17 protein-coding genes are annotated in these 20,239 nt (G+C 66.9%); 6 read left to right on the top strand and 11 right to left on the bottom strand.

The window, feature by feature from the left end; all coding sequences use genetic code 11:
- Nucleotides 1-799: 799 nt before the first annotated feature.
- Entirely contained in the window at nt 800-1,210 is a 411-nt protein-coding gene (locus G4G00_RS06655) for a hypothetical protein (protein ID WP_108754180.1), read from the top strand.
- A gap of 586 nt (nt 1,211-1,796) precedes the next feature.
- Here G4G00_RS06655 and rodA read toward each other — a convergent pair.
- From rodA to G4G00_RS06630, 5 genes are all read right to left on the bottom strand, one after another.
- The gene (rodA, locus tag G4G00_RS06650; protein WP_164272027.1) at nt 1,797-2,909 is read right to left on the bottom strand and encodes a rod shape-determining protein RodA; all 1,113 of its coding nucleotides are present in this window, start codon (nt 2,907-2,909) and stop codon (nt 1,797-1,799) included.
- Nucleotides 2,906-4,984, bottom strand: a complete 2,079-nt coding sequence (gene mrdA, locus G4G00_RS06645) for a penicillin-binding protein 2 (protein ID WP_164272024.1) — start codon at nt 4,982-4,984, stop codon at nt 2,906-2,908. The genes rodA and mrdA overlap by 4 nt, the downstream gene beginning before the upstream one ends.
- A 3-nt stretch (nt 4,985-4,987) precedes the next feature.
- The gene (gene mreD / locus G4G00_RS06640; protein ID WP_005419400.1) at nt 4,988-5,473 is read right to left on the bottom strand and encodes a rod shape-determining protein MreD; all 486 of its coding nucleotides are present in this window, start codon (nt 5,471-5,473) and stop codon (nt 4,988-4,990) included.
- Nucleotides 5,470-6,534 (bottom strand): rod shape-determining protein MreC, encoded by a 1,065-nt coding sequence (gene mreC, locus G4G00_RS06635; RefSeq protein ID WP_108754185.1) that lies wholly within the window; start codon nt 6,532-6,534, stop codon nt 5,470-5,472. The genes mreD and mreC overlap by 4 nt, the downstream gene beginning before the upstream one ends.
- 122 nt (nt 6,535-6,656) lie before the next feature.
- Nucleotides 6,657-7,703 (bottom strand): rod shape-determining protein, encoded by a 1,047-nt coding sequence (locus G4G00_RS06630; RefSeq protein ID WP_005419402.1) that lies wholly within the window; start codon nt 7,701-7,703, stop codon nt 6,657-6,659.
- A 283-nt stretch (nt 7,704-7,986) separates the two neighbouring features.
- Between G4G00_RS06630 and G4G00_RS06625 the strand changes: the two genes are divergently transcribed.
- Nucleotides 7,987-8,925, top strand: coding sequence for a carbohydrate kinase family protein (locus G4G00_RS06625; RefSeq protein ID WP_108750497.1), 939 nt, complete (start codon nt 7,987-7,989; stop codon nt 8,923-8,925).
- Nucleotides 8,926-9,028: 103 nt separating this feature from the next.
- On the opposite strand, the gene G4G00_RS06620 is transcribed toward G4G00_RS06625, so the two are convergent.
- The 4 genes from G4G00_RS06620 to ubiE form a co-directional block, all read right to left on the bottom strand.
- Nucleotides 9,029-9,655, bottom strand: a complete 627-nt coding sequence (locus tag G4G00_RS06620) for an HAD-IA family hydrolase (RefSeq protein WP_267896391.1) — start codon at nt 9,653-9,655, stop codon at nt 9,029-9,031.
- Nucleotides 9,643-10,374: a hypothetical protein gene (locus G4G00_RS06615; RefSeq protein WP_108754186.1), complete on the bottom strand. Its 732-nt coding sequence runs from the start codon at nt 10,372-10,374 to the stop codon at nt 9,643-9,645. The genes G4G00_RS06620 and G4G00_RS06615 overlap by 13 nt, the downstream gene beginning before the upstream one ends.
- Before the next feature lie 191 nt (nt 10,375-10,565).
- Complete coding sequence (locus G4G00_RS06610; RefSeq protein ID WP_108754187.1) at nt 10,566-12,494, bottom strand: M1 family metallopeptidase; 1,929 nt, start codon at nt 12,492-12,494, stop codon at nt 10,566-10,568.
- Nucleotides 12,495-12,688: 194 nt separating this feature from the next.
- A complete protein-coding gene (gene ubiE, locus G4G00_RS06605; protein ID WP_108750494.1) occupies nt 12,689-13,450 on the bottom strand; it encodes a bifunctional demethylmenaquinone methyltransferase/2-methoxy-6-polyprenyl-1,4-benzoquinol methylase UbiE in 762 nt (253 codons plus the stop codon).
- A gap of 81 nt (nt 13,451-13,531) precedes the next feature.
- Between ubiE and G4G00_RS06600 the strand changes: the two genes are divergently transcribed.
- The 4 genes from G4G00_RS06600 to G4G00_RS06585 all read left to right on the top strand — a co-directional run bounded on the left by G4G00_RS06600 (nt 13,532) and on the right by G4G00_RS06585 (nt 15,340).
- The gene (locus G4G00_RS06600) at nt 13,532-13,984 is read left to right on the top strand and encodes a nucleoside deaminase (protein ID WP_108750493.1); all 453 of its coding nucleotides are present in this window, start codon (nt 13,532-13,534) and stop codon (nt 13,982-13,984) included.
- Between the two features lie 200 nt (nt 13,985-14,184).
- Nucleotides 14,185-14,445 carry a hypothetical protein gene (locus G4G00_RS06595; protein WP_108754188.1) on the top strand — a complete coding sequence of 87 codons (261 nt, stop codon included), beginning with the start codon at nt 14,185-14,187 and terminating at the stop codon, nt 14,443-14,445.
- 75 nt (nt 14,446-14,520) lie between these two features.
- Nucleotides 14,521-14,847, top strand: coding sequence for a hypothetical protein (locus G4G00_RS06590; protein ID WP_108750491.1), 327 nt, complete (start codon nt 14,521-14,523; stop codon nt 14,845-14,847).
- Between the two features lie 70 nt (nt 14,848-14,917).
- Nucleotides 14,918-15,340, top strand: coding sequence for a low affinity iron permease family protein (locus G4G00_RS06585; RefSeq protein WP_108754189.1), 423 nt, complete (start codon nt 14,918-14,920; stop codon nt 15,338-15,340).
- A 324-nt stretch (nt 15,341-15,664) separates the two neighbouring features.
- Here G4G00_RS06585 and smeF read toward each other — a convergent pair whose 3' ends face one another.
- Nucleotides 15,665-17,050 (bottom strand): multidrug efflux RND transporter outer membrane subunit SmeF, encoded by a 1,386-nt coding sequence (gene smeF, locus G4G00_RS06580; RefSeq protein ID WP_108754190.1) that lies wholly within the window; start codon nt 17,048-17,050, stop codon nt 15,665-15,667.
- A 58-nt stretch (nt 17,051-17,108) separates the two neighbouring features.
- Nucleotides 17,109-20,231, bottom strand: a complete 3,123-nt coding sequence (gene smeE, locus G4G00_RS06575) for a multidrug efflux RND transporter permease subunit SmeE (RefSeq protein ID WP_164272021.1) — start codon at nt 20,229-20,231, stop codon at nt 17,109-17,111.
- Nucleotides 20,232-20,239 lie beyond the last annotated feature (8 nt).

The raw sequence follows: 20,239 nt of genomic DNA, 5'->3' as shown, positions 1-20,239 counted from the left end.
GCAGGCAGACGCTTTTGTGAAAACGGTGTGAGTGACCTGCCGCATTCAGAAACAGAGGTGGCCGGTTGCGTCCCCATCCCCGCAGACGCAACCGGCGACCGGATCCGGTCGGTACTTGCGCGGCTGCCGCTCCCCAGTGGCAGTGCTCCGCGCTCCCTGTACCCGTTGGATCAGTACTGCTTTCCCGCCCGGCGCCCCTCGCGCTGCATCAGTGATGGCGCGCCGTGCCGAACGGGCCGCCATTGTGCAGGCCGATTGCGACAAATCTATTGATCAAGATCAACACCGCGTCAAAGTGTGATTGGTCGCCCACTTTTATTGGAACTTCGTCAGCGAGTGGGCGTTCACGCGGGGTTACGCAAACGCTTACAGAAACGGGTTTGCGCAGATTCAGGTGGCGAACGCCGGGGAATGGCGGCGGTTTCGCGCGGCGCGTCGTGTCGCTTTCGCCGCTACGGGCGCATCGCGTTGCGGACTTCTGACGAATTCGACTTTCAAACTTTCCTCATTGGTGCGGCGGGCGCGGCGTGCGAAACATGCGGGGCCACCGACAACAGGTGGCACGGGCTTGCAATCCCGTAGGACCAACGCGTTGTTTACGCTTGCCAGTCGGCGTCGTCTTTTCCGTGTGGGCGACGCCGGCTGGCAATCCGTCCGTGCGTCTCTGGCGGGCGGTGCGTGGGGGCCTTGTGCCCGCCGGTTCTTCGCCGTTGGTCCCCGGTATTGCAACCACGCATCGCCTGCCACCCTCGCCCTGCGTGCGGGGTGGCGGATCTGCCTGCCGCGCGAGGATCCTGCCATGACGCTTTCGCCGTACCCGTACCTGTTCGCCACCCTGGGCGACGCCGCCCATCAACTTCCGGCCGACATCGCCCGCGCCCTGGAAACCACACTGACCGCCCACCAGGCGGCCAATAGCGAAGACGGCACTACCCTGCTGGGCGCCCTGCGGCGCATTCGTCAGGTGGACGCCGCCGATGGGCAGGCCTGGCAAGGGCGGCAGCACACGCCGGGGCAGCGCATGGCGCTGGCGCGCATCGACCGCGCCAACAGCGGCCTGACCTTCCTGCTGGAACTGCTGCATGCCGCCGAACGCGTGCGGGTGGACGGCGACGAAGCCCAACAACTGGGAGACGACGCCCGCGAGGGCTTGCTGCTGGCCTGCCGGGGGTTGTCCGAATACGTGGATGTGCAGTTGCGCGTGGCGTGAGCGGAACGCGTACTGGCTGTTGGCTGTTGGCTGTTGGCTGTTGGCTGTTGGCTGTTGGCTGTTGGCTGTTGGCTGTGGGCTGTGGGCTGTTGGCTGTTGGCTGTTGGCTGTTCGTAGAGTCGAGCTTGCTCGACTGCTTTGCGCGAAAAGCAGTCGAGCAAGCTCGACTCTACAAGGGCAAAAGCGTAGTCGAGCACCATCGACGGTATGCGACGAAGGCAAAAGCGTAGTCGAGCACCGTCGTCGGTATGCGACGAAGGCAAAAGCGTAGTCGAGCACCGTCGTCGGCATGCGACGAAGGCAAAAGCGCAGTCGAGCACCATCGACGGTACGCGACGAGGGCCAAAGCGCGGTCGAGCACCGGCATCGGTATGCGGCGAAGGCAAAAGCGCAGTCGAGCACCGGCGTCGGCACGCGACGAAGGCCAAAGCGTAGCCGAGCACCATCGTCGGCACGCGACGAGGGCCAAAGCGTAGTCGAGCACCATTGACGCTACGCGACGAGGGCCAAAGCGCAGTCGTGCGCCGGCATCATGCATCGGGGTCAGATCCCGTTCCCCGGAGAGAGCGATCCGCCCCCAAAGGTGTCAGCCGTAGCCGCCGTGCACGGGGTTGTGGCTGCGCACGGCCATGACCAGGCCGAAGCCGGCCAGCAACGAAACGGCGGACGTGCCGCCGTAGCTGATCAGCGGCATGGGTACGCCCACCACCGGCAGCAGGCCGGAAATCATGCCGCCGTTCACCAGCACATAGACGAAGAAGGCCAGGCCGGTGGCCCCGGCCAGCAGGCGCGAATAGGAATCGCGCGACTGGCTGGCGATCCACAGGCAGCGCCCGATCACCACCAGGTACAGCGCCAGCACGGTGGCCACGCCGATCCAGCCGAATTCTTCGCTCAGCACCGAGAACGCGAAGTCGGTGGTCTGTTCGGGAATGAAGTTCAGGTGCGACTGCGAGCCCTCGCCCCAGCCCTTGCCGTCGAAGCCGCCCGAACCGATCGCGATCTTCGACTGGATGATGTTCCAGCCAGCGCCCAGGGCGTCCATTTCCGGGTCCAGGAACATCATGATGCGGTCCTTCTGGTACGGCCGCAGCAGCCAGAACCAGGCCACCGGCGCCACCGCGGCCACGCCGCCCACGCCCAGCCCCACCCACCACCACGGCAGGCCGGCCAGCAGCAGCACGAACACGCCACTGGCGGCGATCAGCACGCCGGTGCCGAAGTCGGGCTGCAGCATCACCAGGCCGGTAGGCACGCCGATGATCACCAGTGCCATCAACACCGTGTTGAAGCGCGGCGGCAACGGCATCTTGTGCAGGTACCAGGCCACCATCATCGGCAGGCTGACCTTCAGCAGTTCGGCCGGCTGCAGGTAGAAGAACTTCAGGTCCAGCCACTGCCGCCCGTACTTGCCGGTACCCAGCACGAACACCGCCAGCAGCGGAATCATCGAGATCGCATAGATCATCGGGGTGGCCGAGCGGATGCGCAGGATCGGCACGCGCGAAATGGCCCACAGCGCAGCCAGGCCGACAATGAAGCGGGCGCCCTGCGCCATCACCAGGATGTCGCCACCGGCGCTCTTCAAGGTGGCCAGGCCAATGGCCATCAAGGCGCCCAGGGCCAGGCACAGCACCCAGTCCAGGGTGCTGAAGAAGCGGCGCAGCATGTCGCCGGCCCAGCGCAGGAACACTCTCATCGCGAAGCCTCGGCGGCAGGGGGGCGCGGCGCGCTGGGGGCGGCGGCCGCCGCTGCAGGCGGCACCGGCGCGGGCTCGGGTGCAGGCGCGGGTGCAGGCACGCCCACCAGCACCGGCCGTTCGGCCAGCAGCGCGGCGGCGGCATCGCCGGCCGGGCGCGCGTTCACGTCTTCGTTGTCGAACGCGGTGGTGCCGATGGCGGTGGTGCCACGCTCGCTGTCCAGCGGCTGCATGCCTTCGGGCATCTTGCCCAGCAGCCAGGCATCGAAGATCTTGCGCGCGATCGGCGCCGCGGCCGAGCCACCGTAGCCACCGCCTTCCACGGCAATGGCCAGGGCGATCACCGGCTGTTCGGCCGGCGCGAAGCCCACGAACAGCGCGCGGTGGCGCAGGTGCATGGGCAGGCTCTTGGGGTTCACCGCCGCGGTGCCCTTGCGGCTGATCACCTGCGCGGTACCGGTCTTGCCGGCCATGCTGTACGGCGCGCCGGCGGCCATGCGCGCGGCGCTGCCGCCGGGCTGCATGGTGGCCATCATGCCTTCGCGCACGGCCTGCACGTTGTTCGGATTGGGGCTGACCGGTTTGCTCGGCCCGGCTTCGGTGGTCACCCAATCATGGTCGAAGCCGGCGCGCTGCTGCATGACCAGGTGCGGGGTGCGCAGCTGGCCGTCGGCCAACGCGCTGACGCCGCGCGCCAGCTGCAGCGGGGTGACCTTCCAGTCGCCCTGGCCGATGCTGATGTTGACCGTATCACCGGGGTACCAGCGCTCCTTGCGGCTCTTGGCCTTGTAGGCCGGCGACGGCAGGATGCCGCCGATCTCGCCGGTCAGGTCGATGCCGGTCGGCGCGCCGAAGCCGTAGTACTCCATGTAATGGTCGAAGCGCTCGATGCCCAGGTCCAGGGCCAGCTTGTAGTAGTAGGTGTTCACCGACTGCGCGATCGACTTGCGCAGATCGGTCCAGCCATGGCCGCCGCGGTGCGAATCGCCCCAGCCGCGGCTGGTGCCCGGCAGGTAGAACATGCCGGTGGACAGCACCTTGTCTTCCGGCCGGCGCACGCCCGAATCCAGGCCGGCCAGGCCGATCAACGGCTTCAGGGTGGAACCGGGGGCCACGCCGCCCAGCACCAGGCGGTTGAACTGCGGCCGCGACGGGTTCTCGTTCAACGCCTTGAAGTCGGCATGGGAAATGCCGTTGACGAACAGATTCGGGTCGTACGACGGCAGGCTGACCATCGCCAGCACTTCACCGGTGCGCGGGTCCATCGCCACGGCCGAGCCTTCCTGCTCGCCGAAGGCGGCGACCATGGCGCGCTGCAGGTCGGCATCGATGGACAGGCGCAGATCGGCACCGGACTGCGCGGCCACCCGGCCGATGGTGCGGATGGCCCGCCCCTGCACGTTGGTTTCCACCTGCTCGTAGCCGACCTTGCCGCGCAGCTCGTGCTCGTAATAGCGCTCCAGGCCGGACTTGCCGATATGGGTCAGGGCCGCATTGCCCTCGCCCAGCATTTCCAGATCCTTGTCGTCCACCCGGCCGACGTAGCCGATGATGTGCGCGAACAGGTCGCCGTAGGGGTAGCGACGGGTCAGGTAGGGTTCCAGCTCCACGCCGGGGAAACGCCAGCGGTCCACTGCGAACCGCGCCATTTCCTCGTCGGTCATGCGCAGCTTCAGGGTGACCGGCAGGAACTTGCGGCGCGCCTTGCGCGATTTGTTGAACGCTTCCAGCTCTTCCGGGCTGATGCTGATGATCTTCGCCAGCCCTTCCAGGGTGGCGTCCATGTCCTTCACCTTGTCCGGGGTCACGTCCAGGCGGAAGGCCGGCACGTTCTCGGCCAGCAGGCGGCCATTGCGGTCGTAGATCATGCCGCGCCCGGGCACCACCGGCCGCGGTTTGATGCGGTTGGCTTCCGAACGCGTGGCGTAGATGTCGTGGTCCAGCACCTGCAGCTTGAAGTACCAGCCACCCAGGCCGAGCAGACAGACCAGCACGCCCAGGAAGCCCAGCGCCGCGCGGCGGCGGAACTGCTCGGCTTCAGCGTGCGGGTTCTTCACCTGCCGGCGCGGAATCATGGCTCAGCGCCCACGCTTGCCGAAGCGCACCGCGTCCAGCAGCACGAACACCAGCGGCCACAGGCCCATGCCCAGCAGCGGTGCCCACCAGTACGACCACGGCAGGGTCGGTTCGTCCACCACGATGTGGACCAGCGCGCTGACGATGCGGTCGTTGAACAGCAGGCCGCCGATGGCCAGCATCTGCTGCGACATCGGGAAGAAGCGGATGCGGGCGCGGAAGCGCTGCAGGATGAAGGCCAGCATGACCAGGCGCAGGGCCTGTTCGCCCAGCACCCCGCCGTACAGCAGGTCGGCCACCACGCCGCTGGCGAAGGCGATGCCCAGGCCCACGCGTTCGGGGGCTTCGATCACCCAGTAGGCCAGCACCAGCGCCAGCCAGTACGGGCGCAGCGGCTGCAGCAGCGCCGGCAACGGCAGCAGGCCCAGCAGCAGCGCCACCACCAGGCTGGCCGGCAGCACCCACGGGTTGTCGCGCAGGCGGCTCATCGTGCGGGCTCCTGCGTGGTGGGCGCGGTGGGCGTTGCTGCAGTCGGAGCCGTCGGCGGCGGTGCAGACGGAGCCGAAGACGGAGCAGGTGCCGGAGCGGAGGCGCCCGGGGCGGCCGATGTGGCCGCGGCCGGCGCGCTGCCTGCCGGCTGCGGTTCGCTGCCGGCGGGAGCGTCGGCAGCCCCCATCTGAAGGCTCTGCCGCAGCGCCTGCGGAATCCGGATCGCCGCACCCGGGCGCAGGAGCAGTACGTCGCGACCGCGATCCAGCTGCGCTGCCGGCTTCAGTTCGCCCACCAGGAAGGCGTGGGTATCGTCCGGGCGCAGGCCGGTGATGGTGCCGACCGGGAAGCCGGCCGGGAAACGCCCGCCCAGGCCGGAGGTAACGATCTCATCGCCCACTTCCACGCCCGCGCTGAGCGGAATGTCACGCAGTTCCAGGGTATCGCCACGGCCATAGACGATCAGCCGCACGCCGTTGCGGGCCACGGTGACCGGCACGGCATGGTCGGGGTCGGTCAGCAGCAGCACGGTGGAGGTGCCACCGGTGGTGCTGATCACCTGCCCCATCAGGCCACCGGCGTCGATCACCGCCTGGCCCACATGCACGCCTTCGCGGCTGCCGGCATCGAGCACCAGGCGCTGCTTCACCGGGTCCAGGTCGATATCCAGGATCGGCGCCAGCTGCACGTCCAGCCCGCTGCGCTCGGCCACGTTCAGCAGTTCGCGCAGCTGGGCGTTGTCCAGTGCGGCGGTCTGCAGGCGGGTCAGGCGCGCATTGGCCAGCAGCAGCTGGTTGCGCAGTTCGCGGTTCTCGGCCACCAGCTGGCCATGGCTGGCCGCGCTGTCCTTCACCTGGCTGCCCAGCTTGCCGGGCAGGCCGGCCAGCGACCACACCGGCTGCACCAGGCTGTTGGCCTGTTCGCGCAGGCGCGCCAGCCAGCCGGCCTGGTCATCCAGCACGATCAGGGTGATGGCCAGCGCCAGATAGGCCAGCAGCCGCAGCGGGCTGGCGGCATCACCGGAACGGGAGGCGACGGGGGGTCCGGCGTAGGGCGGCACGTCAACGATTCAACTGGCAGAAGGCGGAAGGGAAACATGCGGGCGCCCCGCCGGTGCGGGCCGGCCCATGCGGGCAGGCCGCACCCCGGAGGGGCGCTGCGGGCGGGAGCAGCCGGGACGGCTTATTCCGGCGCAAAGAACTCGTTGCCGTGCATGTCCACCAGCTCCAGCGCACGACCGCCACCGCGGGCCACGCAGGTCAGCGGATCGTCGGCCACCTGCACGTGCAGGCCGGTTTCCTCGGAAATCAGGCGGTCCAGGTCGCGCAGCAGGGCGCCACCACCGGTCAGCACGATGCCGCGCTCGGCCACGTCGGCGCACAGTTCCGGCGGGGTCTGTTCCAGCGCCAGCTTGACCGCGCTGACGATGCCCGACAGCGGCTCGTGCAGGGCTTCCAGCACCTCGTTGGAGCTGATCTTGATCATCTTCGGCACGCCCTCGGCCAGGTTGCGACCGGAGATTTCCATCTCGATCACTTCCGCCTGCGGGTAGGCGCAGCCCAGCTCCACCTTGATGCGTTCGGCGGTGGCTTCACCGATCAGCATGCCGTGGTTGCGGCGCACGTAGTTGGTGATCGACTCGTCGAAGCGGTCGCCGCCGATGCGCACCGAGGCCGAATAGACGATGCCGTTCAGCGAGATCACCGCCACTTCGGTGGTGCCGCCGCCGATATCGATGACCATCGAACCGCGGGCTTCGGTGACCGGCATGCCGGCGCCGATCGCGGCGGCCATCGGCTCTTCGATCAGGAACACATCACGGGCACCGGCTTCCTCGGCCGATTCCTTGATGGCGCGGCGCTCGACCTGGGTGGAACCGGCCGGCACGCAGACCAGCACGCGCGGGCTGGGGCGCAGCACGCGGGACTTGTGCACCTTCTTGATGAAGTGCTTGAGCATCGCCTCGGTGTAGGTGAAGTCGGCGATGACGCCGTCCTTCATCGGGCGGATGGTGGTGATGTGGCCCGGGGTACGGCCCAGCATCTGCTTGGCTTCGGCGCCTACGGCTGCCACCGAGCGGGTGCCACCAATGGCGCGGTCCTGGCGCACGGCCACGACCGACGGCTCGTTCAGCACGATCCCCTGCCCGCGCACGTAGATGAGGGTGTTGGCCGTGCCCAGGTCGATGGACAGGTCGTTGGAGAACATGCCACGGAGTTTCTTGAACATCTGAGGAAGGAGTCCTGAGGGGTGTCGTGCCCGCCGCGGGATGGCGAAAAAATGGGCAGAAATCGAGGCCGACAAGCCTAGCAACCCGCCTGCCGCCGAGCAAGGAAAAAACTAGCTGAACCCGCGTCTTCACAGGCTTTCGGCCTGATCGGGCATCACCCGGTTCTGGCCCTGAGCGGCACCAGCGGGTAACCTTTGCGCCGTCGGGCGCCCATGGGCGCCGTTTGCTTGCCCGCCGAAGCGGGCCGGCCCACCCCAAAATTCACCGCATAGGCTTACATCGATGTCCGCTCTGATCTGTGGTTCTCTTGCCTTCGACACCATCATGGTGTTCCCGGACCAGTTCAAGAATCACATCCTGCCGGACAAGGTGCACATCCTGAACGTGTCCTTCCTGGTCCCGCGCATGCGCCGCGAGTTCGGCGGCTGCGCCGGCAACATCGCCTACAACCTGCACCTGCTGGGCGGCGAGCCGATCCCGATGGGCACCGTGGGTTCGGATTTCGGCCCCTACCGCGAATACTTCGAAGGCCTGGGCATCGACCTGTCGCGCGTGCGCGTGATCGATGAGCTGTTCACCCCGCAGGCGTTCATCACCACCGACCACGACAACAACCAGATCACCGCCTTCCACCCGGGCGCGATGATGCGTTCGTACGAAAACCACGTGCGCGGCGTGCCGGGCGTGACCCTGGGCCTGGTCGGCCCGGACGGCCGCGAGGGCATGATCCAGAACGCGCAGGAATTCCACGAAGACGGCATCCCGTTCATCTTCGACCCGGGCCAGGCCATGCCGCTGTTCAACGGCCCGGAGCTGCGCGCGTTCATCGAGCAGGCCGACTACGTGGTGGTGAACGACTACGAGTCGAACCTGCTGCAGGAACGCACCGGCTGGGACGAGAAGGAGATCGTCAGCCGGGTGAAGGCCTACATCACCACCCGCGGCCCGAAGGGCGCGGTGATCCACACCCCGGAAAAGAGCTACGACATCCCGCCGGCGCACGAGCGCCGCGTGGTCGACCCGACCGGCTGCGGCGACGCCTTCCGCGCCGGCCTGATCTACGGCATCCAGAAGGGCTACGACTGGCTGACCATCGGCCGCATGGGCAACCTGATGGGCGCGCTGAAGGTCGAGCACCCGGGCACCCAGAACCAGCGCTTCACCTTTGACGAGTTCAACGAGCAGTTCAAGCAGCAATTTGGCTACGCGCTGAACGCCTAACCGAACGGCAATGCGCTGGGTCGGTGTCGACCTTGGTCGACACGCGCTTGGTAGGTGTCGACCTTGGTCGACACGCCGGGCATGGCCCGGCACGGTGGAATGATCAGCCCTGCCACGCCGCGTGCAACGCGCGGCAATCGGCGAAATGCCAATCCGCGCGGCCCGGCCACGGGTTGTCCGGCAGGTTGACCAGCACGGTGCGCGCACCGGCGGCGCGGCCACAGTCCAGATCGTAGGCGTGGTCGCCCACCATCACCGCCCCGCCTGCGCTGGCACCCCAGCGCCGCAGATGCTGCTGCACGCCATCGGGCGAGGGCTTGGGCACCGCTTCATCGCGGCCGATGATGGCGCCATCGTCGAACAGATCCCCTACCCCGATCGAATCCAGCGTCAGCTTGGCCAGCGCATGGTCGTTGCGGGTCAGGATGCCAAGCTGGCAGCCGGCCGCGGCCAGCGCACGCAGCAGCGCCACCGCCCCCGGCGCCGGCAGTGCGCCTGCGGCCAGCGCCCGCTCATGGTCCAGCAGCCAGGCGTGCTTCTGCGCCGCCTCCGCCGCCGGCAGGCCGGCCAGGTGCGCCAGGATGTCCGCACTGGGCGGGATGCCCAGCGCGCGCTTGATGCCGTCGAAATCGTGCATGGCCACGGTCAGCGTGCCATCCATGTCGAACACCCAGTGGCGCACGGCCGACAGGGGTGGTGCCGCCGTCGCGCGGGCCGTTACTTCCACCACGACGGCATGCGGCTGCTGTCCACGCCGCCGGTTTCGAACACCGCGGTGCGGGTGCCGCCGGCCTTCACCGGGAACTCGATGCGGATCGACTGGCCCTTCTGCGCCAGCTTCCACAGCGCCTTCTGGTCGGTGATGAACATCGCGATGGCCTCGTCGGTCTTCGGCCGCCACGCAGCCATCGATACTGGCTTGCCGCCGTCCACGGTCACCTTCACCGTGCACTGCGGGCAGCGGAAATCGCCGGCCTGCAGCACCAGGTAGGCGTGCCGTTTCCATTCGGGGTGGTCGCGGAACACCAGCTGCACCGGCTTGGCGCCGCTGCCGTCCACGTCCACGCGTTCCTTGCTGTAGATCGACGCCGAACGCTGCACGCCATTGCTGCCTACCGGAATCTCGTTGTACTGCCACAGCGCCTGCATGCGGCGCAGGTTGCGCGCGGCATCGGCCTTGGCCTTCACCTCATCGAAGCCGGCGGCAATGCGCTCGGCGGCGGCGGTGTCCTTGTACTGGTCCAGCAGCGAGCCGCCGTGGATGCGCGCGCGTTCCCAGTCCTGTGCGGCCACGGCGGTGTCGTACTGCTTGGCCACGTCGTCGGCCTTGGCTTCCTTCTGCGCCTGCGCGGCCGCGGCCGCCGCTTCCTGCGCCTTGCGCTCTTCTTCGGGGTTGCTGCAGGCGGCCAGCGCCAGGGTGCAGGCGGCGATCAGGAACAGACGTTTCATGTGGAGGTCCTTCGTGTGTGCGCAGATATGTAGCGTCGAGCCATGCTCGACTTGCTCTTCAAGAGCAGTCGAGCAAGCTCGACTCTACCGAAGCAACGGCAGTCGAGCATGGCTCGACTCTACCGAAGCAACGGCAGTCGAGCATGGCTCGACTCTACGAAAAAGCGCCGGGCGGTGCCCGGCGCTTCTGCTTACTTGGCTTCGGCCTTGGCCAGCATGTCCTGCACCGAGGCGGTGGTGATCGGGTGGTAACCCGGCTTGGCCTTCTCGAAGGCCTGCTTGGCGAACGCCAGGCCCTCGGGCGTCTTCACCAGTTCGGCGTAGATCGGCATGATCAGCTTGCGACGGCCCACGCGCTCGATGAACGCACCGGCCGCTTCGTTGGCCTGGGTGTAGCCGCTGCGGATGGTCAGCGGGTACCAGCGCATGGCGATTTCACCGTTCGCGGTGCCGGTGAAGTGGTAGGCCTTGTCCAGCGCGGCCAGCTTGTCCAGCGGCAGGGTGGTGCCCAGGCCGTCGATGAAGCGCACCCATTCCTGGGTACCCCATTCGGCGGTGACCTGGCTGCCCGGCAGGCTGCCGGCGCCGGAGAAGGCGATGCGCGCGGCATCGACGCTGCTGAAGTTGCGCGACTGCGCCTTGGCGGCGAACGCCGGGATGCCCGGCTCGTCCAGCCATGCCTTCAGTTCGGCTTCGCTCACCGCGGTCGGGTTCTTCGGCAGCAGGTTCTTCTTCAGGTACTCGACGAACTGGTCGGTGTTGGCGCTCTGGAAGGCATGGTCATCGAACCAGCCACGCAGGAACGGATCGAAGGTTTCGCGGCCGAAGCGCTGTTCCAGGAACTCCAGGAACCAGGAACCCTTCACGTAGGCCACCTGGCTCAGGGCTTCGTCGGGGTCACGCTCGTTCAGCGGCGGCAGCGCCAGGGCCTGGTCGGCCGGGCTCATGTCCTTCACTTCGGCCAGCAGGTCGGTCTGGTCGATCTGCTTTTCCATTTCGGCCATTTCCTTGCCGTACAGGGCTTCGGTAATGCGCCCCTGCACGTAGGTGGTGAAGCCTTCGTTCAACCAGATGTCCTTCCAGCTGGCATTGGTGACCAGGTTGCCCGACCAGCTGTGCGCCAGTTCGTGGGCCACCAGCGAAACCAGCGACTTGTCGCCGACGATCACGGTGGGCGTGGCGAAGGTCAGGCGCGGGTTTTCCATGCCGCCGAACGGGAACGACGGCGGCAGCACCAGCATGTCGTAGCGGCCCCAGCGGTATTCGCCGTACAGCTTCTCGGCGGCACCGATCATCTTCTCGGTGTCTTCGAATTCCTTGGCGGCCTTGTTCACCATGGTCGGCTCGGCCCAGACACCGGAGCGGCCGGAAATCGGTTCGAACACCAGGTCACCGGCGGCGATGGCCAGCAGGTAGGACGGAATCGGCTGCGGCATCTTGAAGGTGTAGTCACCGTCACGCGCGGCCTTGGGATCGTTGTCGGCGCTCATCAGCACCATCACGTCCGGGCGCGAGACCACGTGCGCGCTGTAGGTGAAGCGCACGCTGGGGGTGTCCTGCAGCGGCACCCAGGAACGGGCGTGGATGGCCTGCGACTGGCTGAACATGAAGGGCAGCTTCTTGCCCTCGGTCATCGACGGCTCCAGCCACTGCAGGCCCGAGGCGGTCGGGGCGGTGTGGTAGCTCACTTCCACCTTGGCCGGCTGGGCCGGGGCTTCGATGGTCAGCTTGCTGCCGAACACCTTGTCGACCGGGGCCAGCTCGAACTTCAGCGGGCTGCGCGCGCCGTCGGCGGCAATGGCCTCGACCTTGGAAACACTCAGCTCACGGGTATCCAGCACCAGCTGCTGGGCGTCCTTCTGCTTCCATTCCAGGGTGTAGGTAGCGGTGCCGCCAATCTGCTTCTGGTCGAAGTCCAGCTTCAGATCCAGCGCGATGTCCTTGATGACGACCTTGTCCGGCTCGGCATAGGAGCTTTCGTCGTGGCTGCGGTTTTCGGCGTTCACGGGGGCGGCGGGGGCCTTTTCGGCAGTCGGGGCGGCGGCGGGCGCGGCCGCCTCCTGGGAGCAGCCGGCGGCCAGGGCCACGGCCAGCGGAAGGAGCATCAGCGGATTACGCATGAATCGGGACCGTTACGGGGATCAAACCCCAATGGTACCTCCCTCCGGCCCCGCAGGCGTTGCGCGATGCGGGGTAAGGCCGACCGGGGGGCCCGCCCTGCGGCGTTGCTAGGTGCCAACCTTGGTTGGCACGGTGTGTCAGCGCCCGGCGTGGACCCAGTGCCGACCAAGGTCGGCACCTACCAGGGCAGGGCTTACAGCTTGTAACCGGAATGGATCGAAACGATGCCGCCGGTCAGGTTCTTGTAGTGGCAGCGCTCGAAACCGGCCTGCCCCATCATCGCCTTCAGCTCTTCCTGCGGCGGGTGCTTGCGGATGCTCTCGGCCAGGTACTGGTAGCTGTCCGAATCGTTGGCGAACAGCTTGCCCAGCTTCGGCAGGATCCTGAACGAGTGGAAGTCGTAGATCGGCTTGAACCAGTCGGCGGTGACTTCGGAGAACTCCAGCACGCGGGCCTGGCCGCCCACCTTCAGCACGCGGTACATCTCGCGCAGGCCGGCATCCTTGTCGGTCACGTTGCGCAGACCGAAGGCGATGGTGACCAGATCGAAGCTGTTGTCCGGGAACGGCAGGGCTTCGGCGTTGCACTGCACGTAGTCCAGGCCCAGCACCAGGCCGCGGTTGGTCAGGCGGTCACGGCCGACCGACAGCATGCCGGCGTTGATGTCGCCCAGCACCACCGAGCCCTCGGCGCCCACGCGCTCCTTCAGCAGGGCGGCGATATCGCCGGTGCCGCCGGCCAGGTCGAGCACGCGGTCGCCCGGCTTCACCTGCGCGGTGGCTACGTAGTAGCGCTTCCAGGCCCGGTGCACGCCCAGGCTCATCAGGTCGTTCATCAGGTCGTAGTTGCGCGCGACCGAAGTGAACACCTGCCCGACCAGCTTCTGCTTGTCCTTGGCGTCGACGTCGCGGAACCCGAAGTGGGTGGTACCGGATTTGTAGGGGGATTCGCTCATGCCCCCGATTATCGCACCGCTGGGGCCGCTGCGGGGCAACGGCACCGTATCATGGCCGGCCATGACCCACCGGAGCCCCGCATGATCACCACGCCCGACTACCAGGCCCTGCTGCAGACCGCCATTGCCGAAGCCCGCCAGGGCCTGGCCGAAGGCGGCGTGCCGATCGGCGCGGCGCTGTACCACAACGATGGCCGCCTGCTGGGCTGCGGCCACAACCGCCGCGTGCAGGAAGGCGACCCGTCGGTGCACGGCGAAACCGATGCCTTCCGCAAGGCCGGCCGCCAGCGCCGCTACCAGGACACCATCATGGTGACCACCCTGGCTCCGTGCTGGTACTGCTCCGGGCTGGTGCGCCAGTTCAACATCGGCACCGTGGTGGTGGGCGAATCGCGCACCTTCCAGGGCGGCATCGACTGGCTGCGCGAGAACGGCGTGAACGTGATCGACCTGGACAGCCAGGAATGCGTGGATCTGCTGGGCGGTTTCATTGCGCAGCATCCGGACATCTGGAACGAAGACATCGGCGAATAAGCCGCCGCGCAGTGAAGGCGCTGCACGCTTTATGAATTCTTCAGCGCCGGCACCGCCTTGTGCCGGTTGCGTCTGCGGCGTTGTGTGCGCACTGGCGCACAGTCAGCCACGTCAGTTGCACACACGCCACTAACATCGCGTGCACACAAGGGGCCTACGGTGGAATGCACCGGGGCCCGTTGCTCCGGCGGAGCCAGCCGATGAGCGCGCACGCCGCACCTTCCCTGCCCGACCACCCGGCCCTTGCCGGTATTCGTGAACGCCTGCGCCAGCAATTCGCGCTGCACCGCCGTGGCGCGCCGTTCTGGGCTGCCTATCAAGGCCTGCAGCTGGAAGTGATGCGCGAGCACCCACGCGACCAGTTGCAGTTGTGCAATGCCATGGCTGACATGGCCGAAGCACTGGGCGCGGTGGAGCATGCGCAGCTGCTGGATGCGCACACCGGATGCACGCCGCACTGACACTGCATGCACCGGCAACCCACGACACTCGGCATCAGCCCCCACTCCCTTTCACCTTCTGCCCATTGGATCGTCATGCACGCTGAAGTCCCCACCATTCCCCCGGTCATCAATGTCGACGCCGAGCTGGACCACTGGCGCCGCCAGCATGCCGATGGCGCGCTTGCGCACAACTCGTTCGGTTCGTACGTGCCGTGGGTCAAGTTCGCCTGCGATTCGCTGATCACCCAGCCGCGTGCCAGCGATGCGCAGCGCGACGAGATGTTCCAGACCCAGTACGCCCTGCAGATCATGCCGCGCCTGACCGAGGCGCAGGCCCGCGAGTTCGTCGAACGCTGCTGGCAGCACGTCTACCAGAGCAGCCCGGTACGCAGCCAGCAGGCGCCGCGCCTGCGCGCCTGAGCCGCGCTGCTGCACGGCCCGTGCACGGGCCGCTGCCGATCATCCGCGTCATTCCCCTGGAACGACCCCGATGAGCGCACGCAACCTGTTCAACACCCTGGCCAAGAAGGCCTCCGCCGCGGCCGGCTCGCCGTGGACCTTCCTGACGGCGATCAGCATCGTGGTGCTGTGGGGCATCAGCGGCCCGGTGTTCGGTTTCAACGACACCTGGCAGCTGGTCATCAACACCGGCACCACCATCATCACCTTCCTGATGGTGTTCCTGATCCAGCACACGCAGAACTCGGATACCGCGGCGATGCAGATCAAGCTGGACGAGCTGATCCGCGCCACGGCCGATGCCAACAACGAGTTGCTGGATCTGGAAGAGATGGACGAGGAACGGCTGGAGGAGATCCGCGCCGAGTACGAGCGCATGGCCCGCGAGGCGGGTGACGCACTGGCGCGGGTACGCGCATGCCGCGTTCCCCCGCGCGATGATGAAGCCGTGTAACGCCCGCGCCTGCAATCCCGTTTTGGTAGATGCCAACCTTGGTTGGCATGCTTTTCAACGCACGTGCCTGGAACCCCGCTTTGGTAGATGCCAACCTTGGTTGGCATGCTTTTCAAAGCACGTGTCTGGAACCCCGCTTCGGTAGATGCCAACCTTGGTTGGCATGCTTTTCAACGCGCGTGCCTGCAACCCCGCGTTGGTAGATGCCAACCTTGGTTGGCATGCTTTTCAACGCGCGTGCCAACGTTGTGCCAACCAAGGTTGGCACCTACCAGAGCCAAGGCAACCTCGCGCGGCCTGCGCTGGGCCGTGCCGGGGCGCGGCTCAGCTGCGCTCGCGCCAGCCGCCGCCCAGTACCTTGTACAGGGTGATGCGGTTGGCCTGCTGCGCCAGCTGCGCCTGCAGCTGGGTCTGCTGTGCGCTGTAGGCAGTACGGCGCGCATCGAGCAGGGTGACGAAGCTGTCCAGGCCGGCGTCATAGCGTGCCTGCGACAGGCGGTTGGCCAGCTCGGCCGCTTCCACCAGACGCTGCTGCGAGGCCACCTGCTCGTCCAGGCTGACGTTCAGCGCCAGCGCATCGGCGGTTTCGCGGAAGCCGGTCTGGATCGACTTTTCATACTCGGCCAGTGCGATATCGCGCTCGGCATTGGCTACGTCCAGGTTCGCGCGCAGCTTGCCGCCCTGGAAGATCGGCAAGGTGATGGTCGGCAGGAAGCTCCACACCCGGGTGCCACTGTCGAACAATCCAGACAGTTCGCCCGAGCTGCTGCCTACGCTGCCGGTCAGCTGGATGCTGGGGAAGAACGCGGCGCGCGCGGCACCGATGTTGGCATTGGCGGCCAGCAGCTGGTGTTCGGCGGCCATGATGTCCGGACGCTGCAGCAGCACGTCGCTGGGCAGGCCCGCCGGCGGCGGCGCCAGCGCCAGTACCTGCGGTGCGATGCTGTCCGGCAGCAGTGCCGGATCGACCTGGCCGCCGGCCAACAGCGCCAGTGCATTGCGGTCCTGCGCCAGCTGGCCGCGCAGACGCGCCGCGTCGGTGCGTGCTGTTTCCACCAGCGTGCGGGTCTGGCTCAGTTCCAGGCCCGAACTGCCACCGCGCTCGTGGCGTGCTTCGGCCAGGCGCAGCGAATCCTCGTAGGTCTTCAGGGTCGCTTCGGCAATCTTCAGCTGCTGCTGGTCGGCGCCGTAGGTCAGCCATGCGGTGGCGGTCTCGGCCACCAGGCTCAGCTGCGCGTTGCGGCGGTTGGCCGCCACGGCGAAGTACTGCTGCAGCGCCGCTTCGCTCAGGTTGCGCACGCGGCCGAACAGGTCCAGCTCGAACTCGGCCACGCCCAGGTTGGCAGTGAACTGTTCGCTGACCGGCACATCACCGCCGCTGCGCTGCATCTGCCCCTGCGCGGCCAGCGCAGGCACGCGGTCGGCGCGCTGCACGCGGTACTGGCCGCGTGCCTTTTCCACGTTCAGCACGGCCACGCGCAGGTCACGGTTGTTGGCCAGGGCCTGGCCGATCACCTCCTGCAGGCGCGCATCGGTGAAGAAGTCGCGCCAGCCGACAGCGGCCGCATCGGCCACTTCGCCTTCGGTGGCTTCCGCCGGCCACTGCGCGGGAATGCCCGGGGCGACGGCGGTGTTCTTCGGCACCAGGGTGGAACAGCCGCCCAGCACAAGGGCCACGGCGGCAGAAAGAACAAGGGTATGGAATTTCATGGCGACACCTTGGGGTCACGATGGCGGCGCCGGACAGGGCCCGGCGCCGCCGGCAGGGTTACGCCGCGGTCTTGCGCTTGAACACGCGCTGCACGACCACGAAGAACAACGGAATGAAGAACACGCCCAGCACGGTGCCGACCAGCATGCCGCCCAGCACGCCGGTGCCGATGGCACGCTGCGCACCGGAACCCGCGCCGGAGGCGATGGCCAGCGGCAGCACGCCCAGGCCGAAGGCCAGCGAGGTCATGATGATCGGGCGCAGACGGTCACGCACGGCGTGCATCGTCGCTTCGATCAGGCCAACGCCCTTCTCCAGGTTCTCCTTGGCGAACTCCACGATCAGGATCGCGTTCTTGCTGGTCAGGCCCACCGTGGTCAGCATGGCCACCTGGAAGTAGATGTCGCGTTCCATGCCACGGAAGGTGTTGGCCAGCACGGCACCCAGGATGCCCAGCGGCGCCACCAGCAGCACCGAGGTCGGCACGCTCCAGCTTTCATACAGCGCGGCCAGGCACAGGAACACGATCAGCAGCGACAGTGTGTACAGCAGCGGGGTCTGCGAACCGGCCTGGCGTTCCTGGTAGGACAGCGCCGTCCATTCGATCTCGAAGCCCGGCGGCAGATCCTTGGCGATGCGCTCGATCTCGGCCATGGCATCGCCCGAGGCAACGCCGGCGGCCGGCTCACCCTGGATTTCCATCGCCGACACGCCGTTGTAGCGTTCCAGGCGCGGCGAACCGTAATCCCAGCGCTTGGTGGCGAAGGCACTGAACGGCACCATTTCGCCCTGCCCGTTCTTCACCGACCAGACGTTGAAATCGTCCGGGTTCATGCGGAACGGTGCATCGGCCATCACGTACACGCGCTTGACCCGGCCACGATCGATGAAGTCATCGATGTAGCTGCTGCCCCAGGCCGCGGCCAGGGTGTTGTTGATCGAGCTGATCGACAGACCCAGTGCATTGGCCTTTTCCACGTCCACGTCGATGCGCAGCTGCGGCGTATCTTCCTGGCCGTTGGGGCGCACGTTGGCCAGCAGCTTGCTCTGCCCCGCCGCACCCAGCAGCTGGTTGCGCGCGGCCAGCAGGGCGTCATGGCCCTTGCCGCTGGTGTCCTTCAGGAAGAACGTATAGCCCGAACCAATGCCCAGCTCCGGCATGGCCGGCGGCGGGAAGGCGAAGATGAAGGCGTCCTTGATCTGGCCCAGCGCGCCCATCGCACGCCCGGTGATCGCACCCACGCTCTGGTCGGCATCACGCTCGCTCCAGTCCTTCAGCTTCACGAACGCCATGCCCGCGTTCTGGCCCATGCCGGCGAAGCTGAAGCCCTGCACCGCAAAGATCGACTCGACGGCGTCGGCTTCGTTCTTCAGGAAGTGGTCTTCCAACTTGGCCATCGCTTCCAGCGTGCGTTCCTGGGTGGCGCCGACCGGGGTCTGCACCAGCGCCATCATGATGCCCTGGTCTTCGTTGGGCAGGAACGAGCTGGGCAGGCGCGCGAACAACACGCCCATCACCACGGCCAGCGCCAGGAAGATGCCCATGAAGCGCCACGGGCGGTGGATGATGCCCTTCACGCCGCGCTGGTAGGTTTCGCTGGAACGGTCGAAGCCGCGGTTGAAGCCGTTGAAGAACCGGCCGACCAGGCCACGGTGGGCCACATGGTGCTCGCCCTTCTTCAGCGGCTTGAGCATGGTGGCGCACAGCGCCGGGGTCAGCACGATCGCCACCAGCACCGACAGCGCCATGGCCGAAACAATGGTGGCCGAGAACTGGCGATAGATGATGCCGGTGGAGCCACTCATGAAGGCCATCGGCACGAACACCGCCGACAGCACCAGGCCGATGCCCACCAGCGCGCCGGTGATCTGGCTCATCGACTTGCGGGTGGCTTCCAGCGGCGACAGGCCCTCTTCGGACATGATGCGTTCGACGTTCTCCACCACCACGATGGCATCGTCCACCAGCAGGCCGATGGCCAGCACCATGGCGAACATGGTCAGCATGTTCACCGAGAAGCCCAGCGCGGCCAGCACGCCGAAGGTACCCAGCAGCACCACCGGCACCGCGATGGTGGGGATGAGGGTGGCGCGGAAGTTCTGCAGGAACAGGTACATCACCACGAACACCAGCACGATTGCTTCGATCAGGGTCTTGATGACGCCCTTGATCGAGACCTTCACGAACGGAGTGGTGTCGTACGGAATGACCGTTTCCAGGCCCGCCGGGAAGCTGGCCTTCATGTCTTCCAGTGCCGCGCGCACGCCTTCGGCGGTATCCAGCGCGTTGGCGCCGGTGGCCAGGGTGATGGCGATACCGGTGGACGGCTTGCCGTTGTAACGGGTGACGAAGTCGTAGCTTTCCGCGCCCAGTTCCACGCGGGCGACGTCGCCCAGGCGCAGTTCGCTGCCATCGGTGCCACCGCGCACCAGGATGTTGCGGAACTGTTCCGGGGTCTGCAGGCGGTCCTGCGCGTTGATGGTGGCGTTGAGCTGCTGGCCCTTCACCGACGGTGCACCACCCAGCTGGCCGATGGCCACCTGTGCGTTCTGCGCGGTGATCGCCGCGGTCACTTCATCGACCGACAGCTTGTAGGTGTGCAGCTTGTTCGGGTCCAGCCAGATGCGCATGGCGTACTTGCCGCCGAACACCTGGATGTTGCCCACGCCCGGCACGCGGCTGAGCGTGTCGACGATGTTGGAGCCCACGTAGTCGGCGATGTCGTTGGCATCCATGCTGCCATCGTTGGACACAAAGCCCAGCACCTGCAGGAAGCCGCTGCTGGACTTGGCCACGTTGATGCCCTGCCGCTGTACTTCCTGCGGCAGCAGCGGCATGGCCAGCTGCAGCTTGTTCTGCACCTGCACCTGGGCGATGTCCGGGTTGGTCCCGGCTTCAAAGGTGAGGGTGATGGTGGCCTGGCCGTTGGCCGAGCTGTTGGACGAGAAGTAGATCAGGCCATCCAGGCCCTTCATGTTCTGCTCGATGATCTGCGTGACCGAGTCCTCGACCACCTTGGCCGATGCACCCGGGTAGGTGGCGCTGATCTCGACGGCCGGCGGGGCCACTTCGGGATACATCGACACCGGCAGCTTCATCACCGCCAGCGCACCGGCCAGCATGATGATGATGGCGATCACCCACGCGAAGATGGGTCGATCAATAAAGAAACGTGCCATGGAATTCT

Origin of the sequence: Stenotrophomonas sp. B1-1, from assembly GCF_010894375.1 — a bacterium.
Taxonomy (GTDB): domain Bacteria; phylum Pseudomonadota; class Gammaproteobacteria; order Xanthomonadales; family Xanthomonadaceae; genus Stenotrophomonas.
Note: the sequence above shows the minus strand (reverse complement) of the source record. Positions and strands in the feature narration are given on the sequence as shown.